The sequence below is a fragment of the Streptococcus sp. UMB1203 genome (genome assembly GCF_030217725.1).
Classification (GTDB): domain Bacteria; phylum Bacillota; class Bacilli; order Lactobacillales; family Streptococcaceae; genus Streptococcus.
The window spans coordinates 17,174-34,039 of the sequence record NZ_JASOOK010000021.1 but is presented as its reverse complement, the minus strand read 5'-3'; the positions used below and the strand labels follow the sequence as shown (position 1 = coordinate 34,039).

At 42.3% G+C, this 16,866-nt stretch carries 17 protein-coding genes; 7 read left to right on the top strand and 10 right to left on the bottom strand.

The window, feature by feature from the left end:
• Positions 1-95: 95 nt before the first annotated feature.
• Positions 96-1,310 (bottom strand): pyridoxal phosphate-dependent aminotransferase, encoded by a 1,215-nt coding sequence (locus QP439_RS06550; RefSeq protein WP_033687296.1) that lies wholly within the window; start codon positions 1,308-1,310, stop codon positions 96-98.
• 156 nt (positions 1,311-1,466) lie between these two features.
• Positions 1,467-1,760: a hypothetical protein gene (locus QP439_RS06545; RefSeq protein ID WP_261031694.1), complete on the bottom strand. Its 294-nt coding sequence runs from the start codon at positions 1,758-1,760 to the stop codon at positions 1,467-1,469.
• A 160-nt stretch (positions 1,761-1,920) separates the two neighbouring features.
• Between QP439_RS06545 and QP439_RS06540 the strand changes: the two genes are divergently transcribed.
• The gene (locus QP439_RS06540; RefSeq protein ID WP_024058091.1) at positions 1,921-2,373 is read left to right on the top strand and encodes a universal stress protein; all 453 of its coding nucleotides are present in this window, start codon (positions 1,921-1,923) and stop codon (positions 2,371-2,373) included.
• A gap of 137 nt (positions 2,374-2,510) precedes the next feature.
• Here QP439_RS06540 and QP439_RS06535 read toward each other — a convergent pair whose 3' ends face one another.
• Positions 2,511-3,902 (bottom strand): Cof-type HAD-IIB family hydrolase, encoded by a 1,392-nt coding sequence (locus QP439_RS06535; RefSeq protein WP_285388812.1) that lies wholly within the window; start codon positions 3,900-3,902, stop codon positions 2,511-2,513.
• Positions 3,903-3,967: 65 nt separating this feature from the next.
• Between QP439_RS06535 and QP439_RS06530 the strand changes: the two genes are divergently transcribed.
• Entirely contained in the window at positions 3,968-4,930 is a 963-nt protein-coding gene (locus tag QP439_RS06530) for an asparaginase (RefSeq protein ID WP_261042972.1), read from the top strand.
• Positions 4,931-4,983: 53 nt separating this feature from the next.
• Here the strand turns inward: QP439_RS06530 and ccpA are convergent, their stop codons facing one another.
• Positions 4,984-5,994 carry a catabolite control protein A gene (gene ccpA, locus QP439_RS06525; RefSeq protein ID WP_020900851.1) on the bottom strand — a complete coding sequence of 337 codons (1,011 nt, stop codon included), beginning with the start codon at positions 5,992-5,994 and terminating at the stop codon, positions 4,984-4,986.
• 236 nt (positions 5,995-6,230) lie between these two features.
• Between ccpA and QP439_RS06520 the strand changes: the two genes are divergently transcribed.
• Positions 6,231-6,548 (top strand): DUF960 domain-containing protein, encoded by a 318-nt coding sequence (locus QP439_RS06520; protein WP_000886035.1) that lies wholly within the window; start codon positions 6,231-6,233, stop codon positions 6,546-6,548.
• Positions 6,549-6,593: 45 nt separating this feature from the next.
• On the opposite strand, the gene folK is transcribed toward QP439_RS06520, so the two are convergent.
• The 6 genes from folK to QP439_RS06490 all read right to left on the bottom strand — a co-directional run bounded on the left by folK (position 6,594) and on the right by QP439_RS06490 (position 12,552).
• Positions 6,594-7,406: a 2-amino-4-hydroxy-6-hydroxymethyldihydropteridine diphosphokinase gene (gene folK / locus QP439_RS06515; protein WP_078237933.1), complete on the bottom strand. Its 813-nt coding sequence runs from the start codon at positions 7,404-7,406 to the stop codon at positions 6,594-6,596.
• Positions 7,407-7,447: 41 nt separating this feature from the next.
• Positions 7,448-8,002 (bottom strand): GTP cyclohydrolase I FolE, encoded by a 555-nt coding sequence (folE, locus tag QP439_RS06510; protein ID WP_000380917.1) that lies wholly within the window; start codon positions 8,000-8,002, stop codon positions 7,448-7,450.
• Positions 7,983-9,305, bottom strand: a complete 1,323-nt coding sequence (locus QP439_RS06505) for a bifunctional folylpolyglutamate synthase/dihydrofolate synthase (RefSeq protein ID WP_237447177.1) — start codon at positions 9,303-9,305, stop codon at positions 7,983-7,985. Before QP439_RS06505 ends, folE begins: the two co-directional genes overlap by 20 nt.
• A gap of 1 nt (position 9,306) precedes the next feature.
• Positions 9,307-10,281 carry a dihydropteroate synthase gene (folP, locus tag QP439_RS06500; RefSeq protein WP_285388808.1) on the bottom strand — a complete coding sequence of 325 codons (975 nt, stop codon included), beginning with the start codon at positions 10,279-10,281 and terminating at the stop codon, positions 9,307-9,309.
• A 93-nt stretch (positions 10,282-10,374) separates the two neighbouring features.
• On the bottom strand, positions 10,375-11,082 hold the full coding sequence (locus QP439_RS06495; RefSeq protein WP_237447175.1) for a CPBP family intramembrane glutamic endopeptidase: 708 nt from the start codon (positions 11,080-11,082) through the stop codon (positions 10,375-10,377).
• A 51-nt stretch (positions 11,083-11,133) separates the two neighbouring features.
• The gene (locus tag QP439_RS06490; RefSeq protein ID WP_237447174.1) at positions 11,134-12,552 is read right to left on the bottom strand and encodes an NCS2 family permease; all 1,419 of its coding nucleotides are present in this window, start codon (positions 12,550-12,552) and stop codon (positions 11,134-11,136) included.
• 189 nt (positions 12,553-12,741) lie between these two features.
• Between QP439_RS06490 and QP439_RS06485 the strand changes: the two genes are divergently transcribed.
• The 4 genes from QP439_RS06485 (at position 12,742) to QP439_RS06470 (ending at position 16,852) form a co-directional block, all read left to right on the top strand.
• Complete coding sequence (locus QP439_RS06485; RefSeq protein ID WP_285388802.1) at positions 12,742-13,554, top strand: Cof-type HAD-IIB family hydrolase; 813 nt, start codon at positions 12,742-12,744, stop codon at positions 13,552-13,554.
• 224 nt (positions 13,555-13,778) lie between these two features.
• On the top strand, positions 13,779-14,798 hold the full coding sequence (gene adhP / locus QP439_RS06480; RefSeq protein ID WP_261122111.1) for an alcohol dehydrogenase AdhP: 1,020 nt from the start codon (positions 13,779-13,781) through the stop codon (positions 14,796-14,798).
• 235 nt (positions 14,799-15,033) lie between these two features.
• Positions 15,034-16,023, top strand: a complete 990-nt coding sequence (locus tag QP439_RS06475; protein ID WP_004258131.1) for a PTS sugar transporter subunit IIB — start codon at positions 15,034-15,036, stop codon at positions 16,021-16,023.
• Between the two features lie 25 nt (positions 16,024-16,048).
• Positions 16,049-16,852: a PTS mannose/fructose/sorbose transporter subunit IIC gene (locus QP439_RS06470; protein WP_049512103.1), complete on the top strand. Its 804-nt coding sequence runs from the start codon at positions 16,049-16,051 to the stop codon at positions 16,850-16,852.
• The last annotated feature ends 14 nt before the right edge of the window (positions 16,853-16,866 follow it).

Here is a 16,866-nt window from a genome sequence, read left to right as displayed (position 1 = left end):
TTTCCACTGGTTTTTACGATTTTTATCAGACTAACTTCCACTTGGATTAACGGTGGAAGTTAGTTTGGGAATTTAGCCTTTTTCAAATGTAAGCCCTATCTACGATACTGTTTCAAGAAACGAGTCATCTTTTCTTGGATTTGGGCCAGTTCATCGACACGAGGAAGGTAAACAATACGGAAGTGGTCTGGTTCCTGCCAGTTGAAGCCTCGACCATGAACCAAGAGAACCTTTTCCTGCTTCAAGAAATCAAGGACAAACTGTTCATCATCATCGATACGGTACATATTGCGGTCGATTTTAGGGAAGATATAGAGTCCAGCTTTAGGTTTAACCGCAGACAAACCTGGAATATCTTGAATGGCATTGTAAATGAAATTTCTTTGCTCGTAAATTCGTCCACCAGGAAGGAGCAATTCATCAACTGATTGGTGACCACCCAAGGAAGTTTGTACGACTTGTTGGGCCAAAACGTTAGAGCAAAGGCGCATATTGGATAGCATATTGAGCCCTTCGATATAGCCTTTAACGTGTGTCTTAGGTCCAGACAAGACCATCCAACCCACACGGAAACCAGCAATACGGTGGGATTTTGACAGGCCATTCATGCTGACACAGAAGACATCTGGTGCCAGACTCGCCACAGGCGTATGCACATGTCCATCCATGACCATGCGGTCGTAAATTTCATCCGCAAAGATAATCAAATCGTTTTGACGGGCAATCTCAATAATCTCCAACAAGAGTTCCTTAGGATAAAGGGCTCCAGTTGGATTATTTGGATTGATAAGGATGATCGCCTTGGTATTGGAAGTGATTTTTGACTTGATATCGTCAATATCTGGGTACCATTCTGCAGCCTCATCACAGATATAGTGAACGGCATTTCCTCCAGCTAGGCTGACAGCCGCTGTCCAGAGAGGATAGTCTGGCATAGGCACCAAGACCTCATCCCCATTGTCCAAAAGCCCCTGCATAGACATGACAATCAGCTCACTGACACCATTTCCAAGGTAGATATCATCAATATCTACATTTGGGAATTTCTTCAATTGGCAATACTGCATGATAGCCTTACGGGCTGAGAAAATCCCTTTCGAGTCAGAATAACCTTCACTATCCCGCGCATTCATAATCAAGTCATGAATGACCTCGTCTGGCGCTGTAAAGCCAAATTCTGCTGGATTTCCTGTATTCAGACGTAAAATCTTTTCTCCATTTGCTCGCATTCGCATGGCTTCTTCCAAAACAGGACCACGGATATCATAAGCAACATGCTCTAACTTACTAGACTTGTTATATTCTTTCATCTTGTTTCCTCAATTCATCAGGATAGTAACATTATACCACTAGAAAGAAAATGCGACAAGTTTACTGAAATGTGTTACTAGTTTCGTATAGAAGAAAAGCCTCGCTAAAAGCGAGGCTAAGACAGGGGAGATAGCAGGTATTTTGCGAAAGTCACATCACATACCAAAAGATAAACCTAGAAAAAGCAAGCCTAAAAAGGAGTCATAAAGAAGATTGAACATGAGAAAAAGTCCCCATATCATCAAGTAATCCCAACGCCCACTTCGTTTTGCAACTAGGAATAAAATTAGATGGTAGAGTACATGAAAGACTAAAAAGCCGATAAAACCTGGATAAAGAAACGGTACCAGACTCTCTAATTGCCAGATCATGATAACTTCTAGCAAGACTGAAACTAGGATGATTCCATAATAAAGGAAATTTGATTTTTGAAAAGCGTTTTTCATCATTCTCCCCCCTTCACTTCTTTCCTGCTATCCTTTCTTTTATTTTATCATATATTTATATAGATTTTAAGCGCTAATATTCTTTTAAAAAATACCTTTTTTGCTTTACTTCTATAGTGAAAAGGTTTACAATTATAGTAAGAAAATTTCAGGAGGTTTCATTATGGCACAACGTTACCAAAATATCATGGTCGCAATCGATGGTTCTAAAGAAGCGGACTTGGCTTTTGTCAAGGGAGTTCATTCTGCTCTACGAAACGACGCTAAACTCACCATCGCACATGTCATTGACACACGCGCTCTCCAAAGCGTATCCACCTTTGATGCTGAAGTTTACGAAGAACTCCAAGTCGACGCTGAAAGTCTGATGAAAGAGTACGAAAAACGTGCAAGAGATGCTGGTGTGGCAGATGTTCATATCGTCATTGAAATGGGAAATCCAAAAACCCTCTTGGCACGTACTATTCCCGATGCTGAGGAAGTGGACCTCATCCTTGTTGGCGCAACTGGTCTCAACGCCTTTGAACGCCTCTTGGTCGGCTCTTCATCTGAATACATCCTCCGCCATGCTAAGGTTGATTTGCTGGTTGTGAGAGAACAAGAAAAAACCCTATAGTCACGAAGAAAAGGAGCTCAGCGCTCCTTTTTGTTTACTATTTATACTCTTCGAAAATCAAATTCAAACCACGTCAACGTCGCCTTGCCGTACTCAAGTACAGCCTGCGGCTAGTTTCCTAATTTGCTCTTTGATTTTCATTGAGTATTATTTCTCTCTTTATGACGCTCATAAGCCTTGAGCTGGCGCTGCAGTTCCTTTTTAATAGCAGGTTCTGGAGCATATTTTTCTTCCCAATCGTCTGGTTTTAAGATTTTGTGGGTCACTGGATCAAAATGAGCCTTGCCATCAGGAAAAATTTTCCCCATATTGGCCTGATGAACAATATCAAAAATACGTTCTGGGTCCACCCCCATCAAAACAAAACTACCGTAGGTGAAATAAAGCGTGTCAATCAGGGCATCCACTTGCCCCACCAAATCTTCCTGGGCTGGCGTCTTCTTAGCTACTTTATCTGCTGCCTTATCAAGAGCCTGATGAAGTTGCGATAGAGCTTGACCAAAATCCTCTTCAGAGGGACTGGCTGCTCGAACAAACTCCACCAATTCTTCTATTTTAAAACCAGCCCTGTGGGTTGCACCTTCTACATCCCAAGCTCGAGGTTCTTCTTGGGTTCGTTCATCCATCATGTGGTGGAAGGTCTTGACCTTATTGAAATGATAGTCACGGCTGACAAAGACTTTTTCTGAAGCCAAAACACCAAAATGTTCTAAGGCCTTGTGAATTCCGTCTTGCTGATTGCTGGTAGTGATATGCTTGGCAACTTCCTTGACACTGCTACTACCATTTCCCATAGCGACCGACATACCGACACCTGCAAGCATTTCTAGGTCGTTATCTGAGTCACCAAAGGCCATCACTTGGTTGAGGTCAAAGCCATATTCTTTCCCAACTCGGCGTATGCCTTCCAATTTAGAGTTTCCTTGATTGATGACATCCGCTGCAAAAGGATTGCTACGTGTCAATTTCAAGTCTTCAAAATCAGCTGCTGCCTTCTCAGATTCTTCTGGCGTCATCAGCATCAAAACTTGGTAGATAGGCTGATTCATCAGATGAAGCAGGTCTTCTTCCTTTTGGGGAACAACCTTGCTGACCATACGATTAAAGGAATGACTCACTGTCCGAGTTAAAACAGAGGGAACGAAGCGACTGATTCGTTGGGAAAAAGAACCCAAACCAAAAGACATGATTTTGGAACCCAACATGGCATCCTTGGTCCCTAGGGCAATCTCCTTGCCCTCTTTTTTAGCATACGCAATGAGATGGCGCAAATGTAGCTTGGAAATTGGGCTCGTGAACAAGACTCTTTCTTTATTAAAGATATACTGGCCATTATAGGTTACCGCAAAATCCAGATCCAAATCGTCCATCAATTCCTTAACAAAAAAAGGTCCTCGCCCTGTCGCTACACCAACTAGCACCCCTTGTTCTTTGACAATTTTAATCGCGTCCTTAGTGGATTTCAAAACACTCTTGCGATCGTTGACCAAGGTTCCATCGATATCAAAAAAAACAGCTTTGACTTCCATCCTATCCCAATCTCCCCTTTTGTGATACAATGATTATACCACATTTCAGAAAGAGTGAGTAAATCATGCCTAAGAAAATCCTTGTTTTACATACAGGTGGGACTATTTCCATGCAGGCCGATGCTTCTGGCGCTGTTGTGACGAGTTCAGATAATCCCATGAACCATGTGTCCAACCCACTTGAAGGAATCCAAGTCCACGCCTTGGACTTTTTTAACCTACCAAGCCCCCATATCAAACCCAAGCATATGCTGGCCCTCTACCAAAAAATCAAAGAGGAAGCAGATAACTACGATGGAGTGGTAATCACACACGGGACCGATACTTTAGAGGAAACAGCCTATTTCCTTGATACCATGGAAGTTCCCCATATGCCTATCGTTCTAACAGGGGCCATGCGTAGCTCTAACGAACTCGGCAGCGACGGTGTTTATAACTATCTGAGTGCTTTACGGGTGGCTAGCGATGACAGGGCTGCGGACAAAGGGGTTTTGGTTGTTATGAACGACGAAATCCATGCTGCCAAGTATGTTACCAAGACACATACAACCAACGTCGGCACCTTCCAGACCCCAACACATGGACCACTTGGTCTGATTACGAAGCGGGAAATCCTCTACTTCAAAACAGCTGAACCTCGTGTTCGCTTTGACCTTGATCACATACAAGGCTTGGTACCTATCATCTCAGCTTATGCCGGTATGACAGATGAGCTGATTGATATGCTGGATTTGGAACAATTGGACGGTTTGATTATCCAAGCCTTCGGGGCCGGTAATGTTCCCAAAGAAACGGCTCAAAAATTAGAAAACCTTCTGCAAAAAGGAATCCCAGTCGCCCTGGTTTCACGATGCTTTAACGGTATCGCTGAGCCTGTTTATGCCTACCAAGGTGGGGGCGTGCAGTTGCAAAAATCTGGTGTCTTCTTTGTTAAAGAACTCAACGCCCAAAAAGCCCGCTTGAAACTCCTCATCGCCCTCAATGCCGGACTAAGAGGACAAGCTTTGAAAGACTATATGGAAGGCTAAGTCTCTTCTCCAGAAAGCAAAATCAGGAAATCTTCACGATTCCCTGATTTTTTCTATTTACGTTTTCGTGTTGAGCGACGTTCTGTCAAACCATGAGGTAAGAGAACTTCACGTTCTTCCAACTCTTCCTTGTGCATAATCTTAGTCAACATACGCATGCTAATAGCACCAAGGTCATAGAGAGGTTGGGCGATAGTTGTCAAGTTTGGACGGGTAAAGCGTGAGATTTGTGAATCATCACTAGTAATGATTTCAAACTCTTCTGGTACTGACACACCGTGATCAGCCAAACCATTCAAGACACCTGCTGCCAATTCATCACCTGTCACAACTGCTGCAGTTGCATTTGATGAAATCAAGCGTTCTGCCAAGGCATAGCCATCCTCATAAGTGTATTTAGATTCAAATACCAATCCTTCGCTATAAGAAATACCTGCTTTTTTCAAGGCTTCCTTGTAGCCAACCAAACGAACCTTACCATTGATATCATCCACTAGTGGACCGCTGACAAAAGCAATGCGCTCATTTTCTTTAGCAAGGTAGGTCACTGCATCAATCGTAGCTTGTTTGTAGTCAATATTGACACTTGGAAGCTGATGTTCTACATCCACTGTCCCTGCAAGAACAACTGGTGTCCGAGAGCGAGAAAACTCTGAACGAATTTTTTCAGTCAAGTGGTAACCCATAAAGATGATACCATCCACTTGCTTAGAAAACAGTGTATTGACCACTGAAACTTCCTTGTCATCATCCTCATCACTATTGGCAAGGACGATATTGTACTTGTACATTTCAGCGATATCATCAATCCCTTTAGCAAGCGTTGAGAAATAGCCATTGGTAATATTTGGGATCACGACACCGACAGTGGTTGTCTTTTTACTTGCAAGACCACGCGCCACGGCATTTGGACGGTAATCCAAACGGTCAATCACCTCAAGCACTTTTTTACGGGTGTTCTCTTTTACATTCTTATTGCCATTGACTACACGGCTAACCGTCGCCATTGAAACTCCTGCTTCACGGGCGACATCATAAATCGTTACTGTATCGTCTGTATTCATTCTATTTCCTTTCTATATCATACCTCACGAGACTCCAAAAAAGAGACGGTATGAAAATTTCGTTTTCATGATTCTACTTATTCCATTTTATCACTATTTGTAAACACTTTCAAGCGTTTTTTGAAGATTATTTGAAAAAATTTCATTGGAAGCTATGTTTATGAAGAAAAAATCACCTTTTCTTGATTTTTAATCCTATTTGCTGTATGATAAGGGAAAAGAAAGGGGGAAGAAATATGGCTTTTACCAATACCCACATGCGGTCAGCTAGTTTTGGCATTGTTACCAGCTTGCCTGATGATGTTATTGACTCTTTTTGGTATATCATCGACCATTTCTTAAAAAATGTCTTTGAATTGGAGGAAGAACTCGAGTTTCAATTGCTCAATAACCAAGGAAAAATTACCTTCCACTTCTCAAGTCAACACCTCCCTACAGCTATTGATTTTGACTTTAACCATCCCTTTGACCCTCTTTATCCCCCCAGAGTCCTGGTTTTAGACATGGACGGTAGAGAGACTATCCTCCTCCCAGAAGAAAATGACCTATTTTAAAAACTCTAGCCTTCAGTTACAAGCAACTGAAAACTAGAGTTTTTTCTATTTTTTCAAAGCATTATACAAGTTACGGATCGGTTGCTTTAATGTCGGATGGATAAAATGAGGCGCAATTTCTTGTAAGGACTCAAGGACAAAAAGGCGTTCCGCTATGTAAGGATGGGGCAAAATAAGGTCATCTGTATAAAGGACCTGGTCCTCCACAAAGAGCAAGTCCAAATCAATCAAACGAGGCCCCCAATGTACTTCTCTCACCCGTCCCATCTCTGACTCAATGGCTAACAAGGTCTCTAATAGCACTGGGGCAGGCAACCAGGTTTCAACCTCAACCACTTGATTAGCAAAGCTATCTTGCTCCACACCACCCCAAGGCTCCGTCGTCAAGACACTAGACTCTTTGAGAATATGGATACCTCGATTTCGCATTTTCTCAATGGCTTGTTTCAAGTTTGCTTGTTTATCTCCCATATTGCTTCCTAGGGCGATAAAGGCTCGTTGCTTGCGGCGATGAATGGTTACCGAGCAAGTATCTAGTGGCAAATGCACTGGCGCCCAAGGCTTTTTCAGTTCCAGCTTCATTTCTTGGACAAGAGGATAAGCCTCAAAAGTACGTTCTACCAGTTTGTAGGCTACCGTTTCAATCAAATCTTCACTCGTTTCCTGAAACCAAGACGTCCACTGCTGACACAATTCTCCGTAATGGACAGAAGCCGTTAAATCCAAATCTGTAGCCGCCTTGGTCATATCATAGGATAGGATTGCGGAAATAACAAACTTCTGCCCCAATTCTTTCTCACTAGGAAAAAGACCATGATAGGCAAAAATTTCCAAATCCTTAATCTGCAGTTGATCCATAATGATTCCTTTCTAGAAAAATCCGCTTGAAGCGGATTTTTTTATAGCCCCATTAAACGATAAGCCTGATCTCGGAGGTCCTTATCTGTTTCAAATAAACCACGAGCTACTGTCGTCAAGGTTGCAGTGCCTGGTTTTCTGACACCACGCATGCTCATACACATATGTTCCGCCTCAATGACAACAAAGGCTCCTTTAGCACCCAGATACTCCATCAAGGCATCGGCCACCTCGATATTCAATCGTTCTTGAATTTGTGGTTTTTTAGAATAAACTTCAACCGTACGGGCTAGCTTAGACAATCCTGCCACACGACCATCTGGAATGTAGGCAATGTGCGCTCTACCATAAAATGGCAGAAAGTGATGCTCACACATCGTGTGGAAAAAGATATCCTTTTCTACTACCATGTTATCATCGATAATCTCAAAGGATTTTGACAAATGTTCCTCCGCTGTTTGACCAAGACCTGAAAAAATCTCTTGGTACATACGAGCGACACGAGCAGGTGTTTCCTGCAAGCCCTCGCGGTTAGCGTCCTCTCCTACAGCCTCGATAATCATTTTTACAGCTGCTTCAATCTTTTGTGTATCCATTCTCGTTCTTCCTCTCCATCAGATAGGCTCTCACTTGGCTCAAGAAATACAAGGAACCCGTGACAATCCTAACTGTTTGTTTCTCTTCTTTTTTATCTATCAATTTCTGCTCTAGAAAACCCTGCCAACCTTGGTAGCTGAGATTTCTAGACTTAGCTGCCTCTTTCAGCACGCTTTCATCAGTCGCCCGACTATCGTCAAAATGTGTCAGGGTAAGCTCGGTATCTGGGGTTTCCTCCAACAAATCCAACATATCTTCCAAGGCCTTGGTTTTGATGCAGGTAAAGAGGATCTCCTTATGATAATCCGCAAAACGTTCTTGCAAGGTTTCTATTAAAGCCTTGATAGCATGAGGATTGTGGGCTCCATCCAAAATCATCAAGGGTTCCCTTGACACGACCTCCAGACGCCCTGGCCATCTTGTTTCTTCCAAGGCTTGAGCAATCAAGTCATTGCTTGCTAGCTCTTGGCCATCTTCTTGACAAAAAGTATCAAGTAAAGCTATGGCCATCCCAGCATTCTCTATCTGGTGCAAACCAAGCAAACCAGTCTGGAATCGACCTTGTCTGACCGAACTGGTATAATCAAAGATTTCTCCCATTACCACACTCTCTTGGTGACTGACCTGATAATCTTTCCCATAGGCAAGTCTCGGTGCATCTTTCCCTTCCGCAATGCGGTCAATCACAGCCAAAGCTTCTGGAGCAATACGACCTGTCACCAAGGGAATACCTTGTTTGATAATACCAGCTTTCTGCTCTGCTATGGCTTCCAAGGTGTCACCAAGTAGGGCTACATGGTCCAATCCAATAGTCGTAATTCCTGTCAAAATGGGCTGACAGACATTGGTACTATCTAAAAGCCCACCCATGCCGACTTCCATGATAGCCACATCTACTTGCTCTGAAGCAAAGTAGTCATAGGCTATGGCTGTGATAATCTCAAACTCGGTTGTGCCCTGTAAATTAGCGACCGCTTCTCCCTCCAGCAAAGACTGATAGTCTGCCATGAGGGTTTCTAGCTTCGCTTCTGGGATAGATTCCCCATTGATGCTAATCTGATCTGTGTAATGAATGAGATAGGGCGAGCTAAACGCGCCAACTCTCAGCCCTAGCTTTTCTAGCATCTTTTTCAAAAAAGCAATGGTCGAACCCTTGCCATTGGTTCCTCCGATATGGATAACCTTGAGTTTGAGATGGGGATTGCCACGCAAAGCTAACAGTTCCACCATGCGTTCCAAGCCAAAATGCGGTTGGTCCGTCCGGTAGTTAGCAATCCACTGATTATTTTCAATTTCTTTCATCTTATTTATATTGTTTTAAATCTAGATTTTCCGCTTCATCAGCCAGACGAATAGCGGAGGCAATTTCAACCGCCATCCTGTGACTAGCTACGTCATGCACTCGTACCACTTCCACACCCTGTCGCGCAGCGATACTAGTTACATGAGCCGAAGCCGTATCTCGATTGCGGAAACCAAGTTCTGTCTCAGGATTGACTTCAAAACCATTTTCTTCAAGAATATTGATGACAAACCGCTTGCGCGATACTCCAAGAAAGATTGGATAGCCTTTCTGATGTAGTTTATCCAGATCCCGTAAAAGAAGCAGATTTTCTTTCTTGGTCAGACCAAAACCGATCCCTGGATCCAGCAGGATATTTTCTGGTGCAATACCAGCTTCCTCTGCTCTCGCTAGTACTCGTTCAAAGAAAGTCTCCATCACCTCTTCGATTGGCAATGTTTCAAAGTCAGCTAACTCTTTTTCTGTAAAAGCTTGACCAAAGCCAAAATGAGGGAAGATGAGCGAGCTAGGGTGCTGAGGTCGTGCCATGACTGGATTAAACATGAGGACCACTTTCGCTCTCGCTCTAGCTACCACATTCGCCATTTTCTCATCACCCATAAGACCAGTAATATCATTGACTAGATTGGCACCAGCAGCCAAAGCAGCCTCTGCTACCTGACTCTTCCAAGTATCAATAGAGATGAGGACATCACTTTCCTTGCGAATCGCTTTGATCACTGGAACAACACGCTGGATTTCCTCTTCTATCTCAACATAGCTACTTCCCGGCCGAGTTGATTCTCCACCGATATCTAGCATGCTGGCTCCTTCTGCTATCAATTTACGAGCCTGCTGGAGTGCCTGCTCAAGAGCAAAAAATTGACCACCGTCCGAAAAGGAGTCTGGGGTTACATTAATAATTCCGCAAATAGATGTCTTTGAATGATTGGCTTTACTTGACATATCGGTCACTCCCTCAAGGTTTTTCATCATATTATTTCTCTATTTTACCATAAAAAGAAAAAGATGGACACGATTGCATTCATCTTTTTCCCAGTAGAAACAGGTAAGCAATTGTCAAAAATCTTAAACAGAAATCCCTAATGTCCGACTCAAAATCACCACGAGAGCCAGCAAACAGAAAGCAACCCCATTCACAATCATGTGAAGTAAGATAGACATTTCCAAACGTTCTGTCTTGTAAGCCGTCCAAGACAGAACGATCGACATACCTCCATAAATCAATAAAGAAGGTAAATTACTTGGTTGATGCAATAAAGCAAACACAATCGTACCGACTATAAATCCCAAGTTCTCTTTTCCTCGGAAAATCTTTTTAGGAACAATCCCACGGCACAAGATTTCCTCACAAATTGGAGCAAGCAAGGCCAACAAGAAGAAACTGGAAATCAGAGAACTATTCTGAACCATGTCGTTAATCTGAGACTGATTCCCTGTTGTCGTCTCATTTGATAGTTGCAATAAAATGGAACCAAGTATATTTGAACAGATAATGACTAAATAACTTAATCCCAAACGTGCCAAATCCTTCGCTCTAAAAAAAGAAAAATTAAAACTTGCTAACTGCGTTTTACGAGCTCCAATAATAAACAGCACCAGAATCACAATCGAAATACCAGAAACTATCAGTCCTGACTGCAACAGTGGTACTGCATTTAAAGTTAAAATAGCAGTAACCCCTATAGGAATCTGATATAAAATTGTCGCCAGAAAAAAGATTAACAGCCAACCTGCACGATTCAATAATTCTTTCCACATATTTTTCTCTTTCATCACCTATCTCCTTTGTATTAAAAAGGGGGAAAATCCCCCTGGGTTATCCTATTATAAGGCCATGCTGATGTAGTTAAGGATAAACAAGGCATCCAAAATCCAAATCATGACATGAACATCTTTAGCTTGACCTTTAACAAGCTTAGTCAAAGTGTAAGTCAAGAAACCAACTGCAATCCCTTGAGTGATAGAGTAGCTGAATCCCATAAAGATAGATGTGAAGAAAGCAGGAACCGCTTCAGACATATCATCCCAATGGATATTTTTCAAGCTAGCCAACATCATAATCCCAACGATAATCAAGATTGGAGCTGTAGCGGCTGTTGGTACAATCGCTAGAAGTGGGCTAAAGAAGCTTGAGATCGCAAAACAGATTGCCACGACCAAGGCTGTCAAACCAGTACGTCCACCTGCACCGATACCAGCAGCAGACTCGACATAAGTCGTTACGTTCGAAGTACCAGCGATGGCACCAATTGAAGTACCAATCAAATCAGAGTAAAGAGCCTTATCCAACTTAGCTGATTGGTGGTTTTCACCATTTGTCGCTACGATACCAACTTTTTCACCTGTACCAATCAAGGTACCAATCGTGTCAAAAATATCTGTCAATGAGAAGGCAAGAATAGCCATCAGAGTTTCAGGCAAGCGATCTGTATCTGAAATCAAAGCTCCCAAACCTTCTGAACCAAGAGCTGCACCAAAAACTGTCTTCAAGTCTTCAAAGGCTGCACCAACATGGTTATTAGCAAAATCGATGCTTGACAAATCTACCAAACCAACTGCGATAGCAAGAACAGTTGTTGTCAAGATAGAGAGAATAATTCCCCCTTTAATCCCTTTGATAACAAAGAAGATAGTAATGGCAAGTCCTGCAAGAGCCACCAAAACAGCTGGATTATTAAAGCTGACCAAGCCTGGAACTGCTGAAGAGTTTGCTGCAATCGTTGCTTGAGCTTTGTCAGCCCCTTCTCCTACAACAATATAGTTGCCTGGATCAATCGTAAATTTCAAAAGTCCAGCATTCTTAATTCCCACGTAGGCAAGAAAGACACCGATACCAGCTGAAATAGCTGAGCGAAGAGCATTTGGAATCGATTCAATGATCATTTTACGAACATTTGTCAAGGTAATAATCAATGAGATAATTCCACAGATGAAGACCATAGCTAGAGCTTCTTGCCAAGAATAACCAAGTCCAAATACAACCGTGAAGGTAAAGAAGGCATTAAGTCCCATACCTGGCGCTTGGGCATAAGGTAAGTTAGCGTAGAAAGCCATCATCAAGGTACCTGCTACTGCACCAATAATTGTTGCGAGAAACACACCCTGAGCAGGCATTCCTGTTTGCGAAAGAATTTGTGGATTTACAAAGAGAATATAACTCATTGCAAAGAAAGTTGTTAAACCAGCGAGAACCTCCGTACGAACGTCTGTACCGTTCTCTTTTAGTTTAAATAATTTGTCCATTATCAATCTCCTTTTAATTTTTACGAACAATAATAGAATTATATCATTTATCATTCACTTTTTCAATATCTTTGTTTGATTTATTTAAGAAATTGATGGAATTTCATTTTTTGTTTGGAATCTGCTTTTCTGCCTGCTTTTTGTTATAATAGAAGACATCTTATCTGAAAAGACACTAGAAAGGTCCCTATGACGAAAAAAATTATTGCAGTTGACCTGGATGGAACCCTACTCAACTCAGACAGTCAAATTTCTGACTTTACCAAAGAAACTATAAAAAAAGTTACTGAAAAAGGCCATCAGGTTATTATTACGACAGGTCGCCCTTACCGTATGTCAAAAGATTTTTACCGTGAACTGGGCTTAGTCACTCCTATGATTAACTTCAACGGCTCCCTCACTCATTTACCAGACCAAGTTTGGGATTTTGAAAAGTGTCTAACTGTAGACAAAAAATATCTGCTAGACATGGTTCGACGTTCAGAGGACATTCAAGCCGATTTTATCGCTGGAGAATACCGTAAAAAATTCTACATTACAAATCCCAATGAAGAAATTGCCAATCCCAAACTATTTGGGGTAGAAGCTTTCCAGTCTGAAGATCAATTTCAGCCTGAGTTGGTGACCAAGGATCCTAACTGTATCCTGTTGCAGACCAGAGCCAGTGACAAGTATGCCTTGGCAAAAGAAATGAACGCCTTCTACCAGCATCAACTTTCTATTAATACATGGGGAGGCCCACTCAATATCCTTGAGTGTACTCCAAAAGGAGTCAATAAAGCCTTTGCTTTGGACTATTTGCTCAAGGTAATGAACCGCGACAAAAAGGATTTGATTGCCTTTGGAGATGAACACAATGATACCGAAATGCTAGCTTTTGCTGGGAAGGGCTATGCCATGAAAAATGCTAACCCAGAGCTACTCCCTTATGCAGATGAGCAAATTTCCTTGACAAATGACCAAGATGGGGTTGCAAAAACCCTGCAAGACTTATTCTTATAGTCCATACTGACCAGCTTGCGAGCTGGTCTTTGTGCTCTTTTCACAGTCTCATCAACCAGTTAATCGATTGTTCTATTTTTTGCCTCCAAAACCTTGGAAAAGGCTTTCTTTTGTGATATACTTCACATATAAATACAAGAGAGCTCGTTACACTCGACTCTGTTGACACAAAATCAATCCAGTCCTGTTTCTCCTGCTCTCAGTTAATATCAAGGAGGATAGCTATGAAAGCTGTTGTTGTAAATCCAGAAAGCACTGGTGTTGCTGTTGAAGAAAAAGTACTCCGTCCACTTGAAACTGGAGAAGCACTTGTAGAAATTGAATACTGTGGTGTTTGCCACACTGACCTCCACGTTGCCCATGGTGACTTTGGTCAAGTACCAGGACGTGTTTTAGGACATGAAGGTGTTGGTATCGTTAAAGAAATTGCACCAGATGTGAAAAGCCTTAAAGTCGGTGACCGCGTCAGCGTTGCTTGGTTCTTTGAAGGATGTGGCACTTGCGAATACTGTACTACTGGCCGTGAAACTCTTTGCCGTACAGTGAAAAATGCTGGCTACTCAGTAGATGGTGGTATGGCTGAACAATGTATTGTAACTGCAGACTATGCTGTCAAAGTTCCTGACGGACTTGATCCAGCCCAAGCTTCTTCTATCACATGTGCTGGTGTAACAACCTATAAAGCTATTAAAGAAGCCAAAGTTGAACCAGGCCAATGGGTTGTTCTTTACGGCGCTGGTGGACTTGGTAACCTAGCTGTTCAATACGCTAAAAAAGTATTCAATGCTCATGTCATCGCAGTTGATATCAATAACGACAAACTTGCCCTTGCAAAAGAAGTAGGCGCTGACATTGTTATTAACGGCCTCGAAGTTGAAGATGTACCAGGCCTAATCAAGGAAAAAACTGATGGTGGAGCTCATTCAGCTGTCGTAACTGCTGTATCTAAAGTTGCCTTCAACCAAGCTGTTGACTCAGTTCGTGCTGGTGGTCGCGTGGTTGCTGTTGGTCTTCCTTCTGAAATGATGGAACTCAGCATCGTGAAAACCGTTCTAGATGGAATCCAAGTCATCGGTTCTCTGGTTGGAACTCGTAAAGACTTGGAAGAAGCCTTCCAATTTGGTGCAGAAGGTTTGGTAGTCCCAGTTGTCCAAAAACGTTCAGTAGAAGATGCGGTAGCCGTTTTCGACGAAATGGAAAAAGGTCAAATCCAAGGACGTATGGTACTCGACTTCACCCACTAATTTAATAAAAACCTATTTTAAAAGTTGGAAGCTTCTTCCAACTTTTTTATATTAAATTTTTAAATATGGACTCTAGATTACCTTTTAAAAACTTAATATATCAACATCTGTAAAGAGGGGCTTTTGAATTTTTTATGATAAATAGTTGCTTTTTACATGAAAACGGTTTATACTTATTTAGTCTTAAAGTTTTCTTAAATGAAGACTTAAACAACAAAAAGGAGGAATGACAATAATGAGTATCGGAATCATTATTGCGAGCCACGGCGAATTTGCTGCGGGTATTCATCAGTCAGGATCTATGATCTTTGGTGAACAAGAAAAGGTTCAAGTTGTAACCTTTATGCCAAATGAAGGTCCTGATGATCTATACGCTAAGTTTAATAACGCTGTTGCTGCATTTGACGCAGAAGATGAGGTTCTAGTTTTGGCTGACCTTTGGAGTGGATCTCCATTTAACCAAGCTAGCCGCGTGATGGGAGAAAATCCTGAGCGTAAGTTTGCCATCATCACAGGACTTAACTTACCGATGTTAATTCAAGCCTACACAGAGCGCCTCATGGACGCTGCTGCAGGTGTAGAAAAAGTCGCTGCTAATATCATTAAAGAAGCCAAAGATGGCATCAAGGCTCTTCCAGAAGAGCTAAACCCAGTTGAGGAAGTAGCAAGCGCTGCAGCTGCTCCAGTTGCCCAAGCTGCTATTCCAGAAGGAACTGTCATCGGAGACGGTAAACTCAAAATCAACCTTGCCCGTCTAGACACTCGTTTACTTCACGGTCAAGTTGCAACTGCTTGGACTCCAGATTCAAAAGCAGATCGTATCATCGTTGCTTCAGATAACGTAGCTAAAGACGAATTACGTAAAGAATTGATTAAACAAGCAGCTCCAGGTAAAGTGAAAGCAAATGTTGTTCCTATCCAAAAACTAATCGACGTTGCAAAAGATCCTCGCTTCGGAGGAACACATGCCCTTATCTTGTTTGAAACACCTCAAGATGCCCTTCGTGCTATCGAAGGTGGCGTGCCAATCAAAACTCTTAATGTTGGATCAATGGCTCACTCAACTGGTAAAACAATGGTTAACAACGTTTTGTCTATGGATAAAGAAGACGTTGCTACATTTGAAAAAATGCGTGACCTTGGTGTTGAATTTGATGTACGTAAAGTACCAAACGACACCAAAAAAGATTTGTTTGACTTGATCAACAAAGCAAACGTGCAATAATCGATTTTATGAAAGGATTTTAAAGATGTCTATTATTTCTATGGTTTTAGTAGTCGTTGTAGCCTTCCTAGCAGGTCTTGAAGGTATCCTCGACCAGTTCCAATTCCATCAACCAATCGTAGCTTGTACCCTTATCGGTCTTGTTACCGGTAACCTTGAAGCAGGGATTATCCTTGGTGGTTCTCTTCAAATGATCGCCCTTGGTTGGGCTAACATCGGAGCTGCCGTAGCTCCTGACGCTGCTCTTGCTTCTGTTGCTGCTGCCATTATTATGGTTCTTGGTGGCGACTTTACTAAGACAGGTATCGGTGTTGCCCAAGCGGTTGCTATCCCTCTTGCAGTTGCTGGTCTATTCTTGACTATGATTGTCCGTACACTCTCTGTCGGATTGGTTCACACTGCTGATGCTTCTGCTAAAAAAGGTGACTTCAAAGCAGTTGAACGTGCTCACTTTGTCGCACTTCTTCTTCAAGGTCTTCGTATTGCAATCCCTGCAGCACTCCTTCTAATGGTACCCACTGAAACAGTACAAAGCATTCTAAATGCTATGCCTGATTGGCTCAAAGATGGTATGGCTATCGGTGGTGGTATGGTCGTTGCCGTTGGTTACGCTATGGTTATCAACATGATGGCAACTCGTGAAGTATGGCCATTCTTCGCTATCGGTTTCGTGCTTGCTGCCGTGTCAGATATTACTCTAATCGGATTTGGTGCTATCGGTGTTGCTATCGCTCTTATCTACCTTCACCTTTCTAAAACTGGTGGAAATGGTGGCGGAGGAGCCGCAACTTCTAACGACCCAATCGGCGATATCCTAGAAGACTACTAAGATAAGAAAGGACT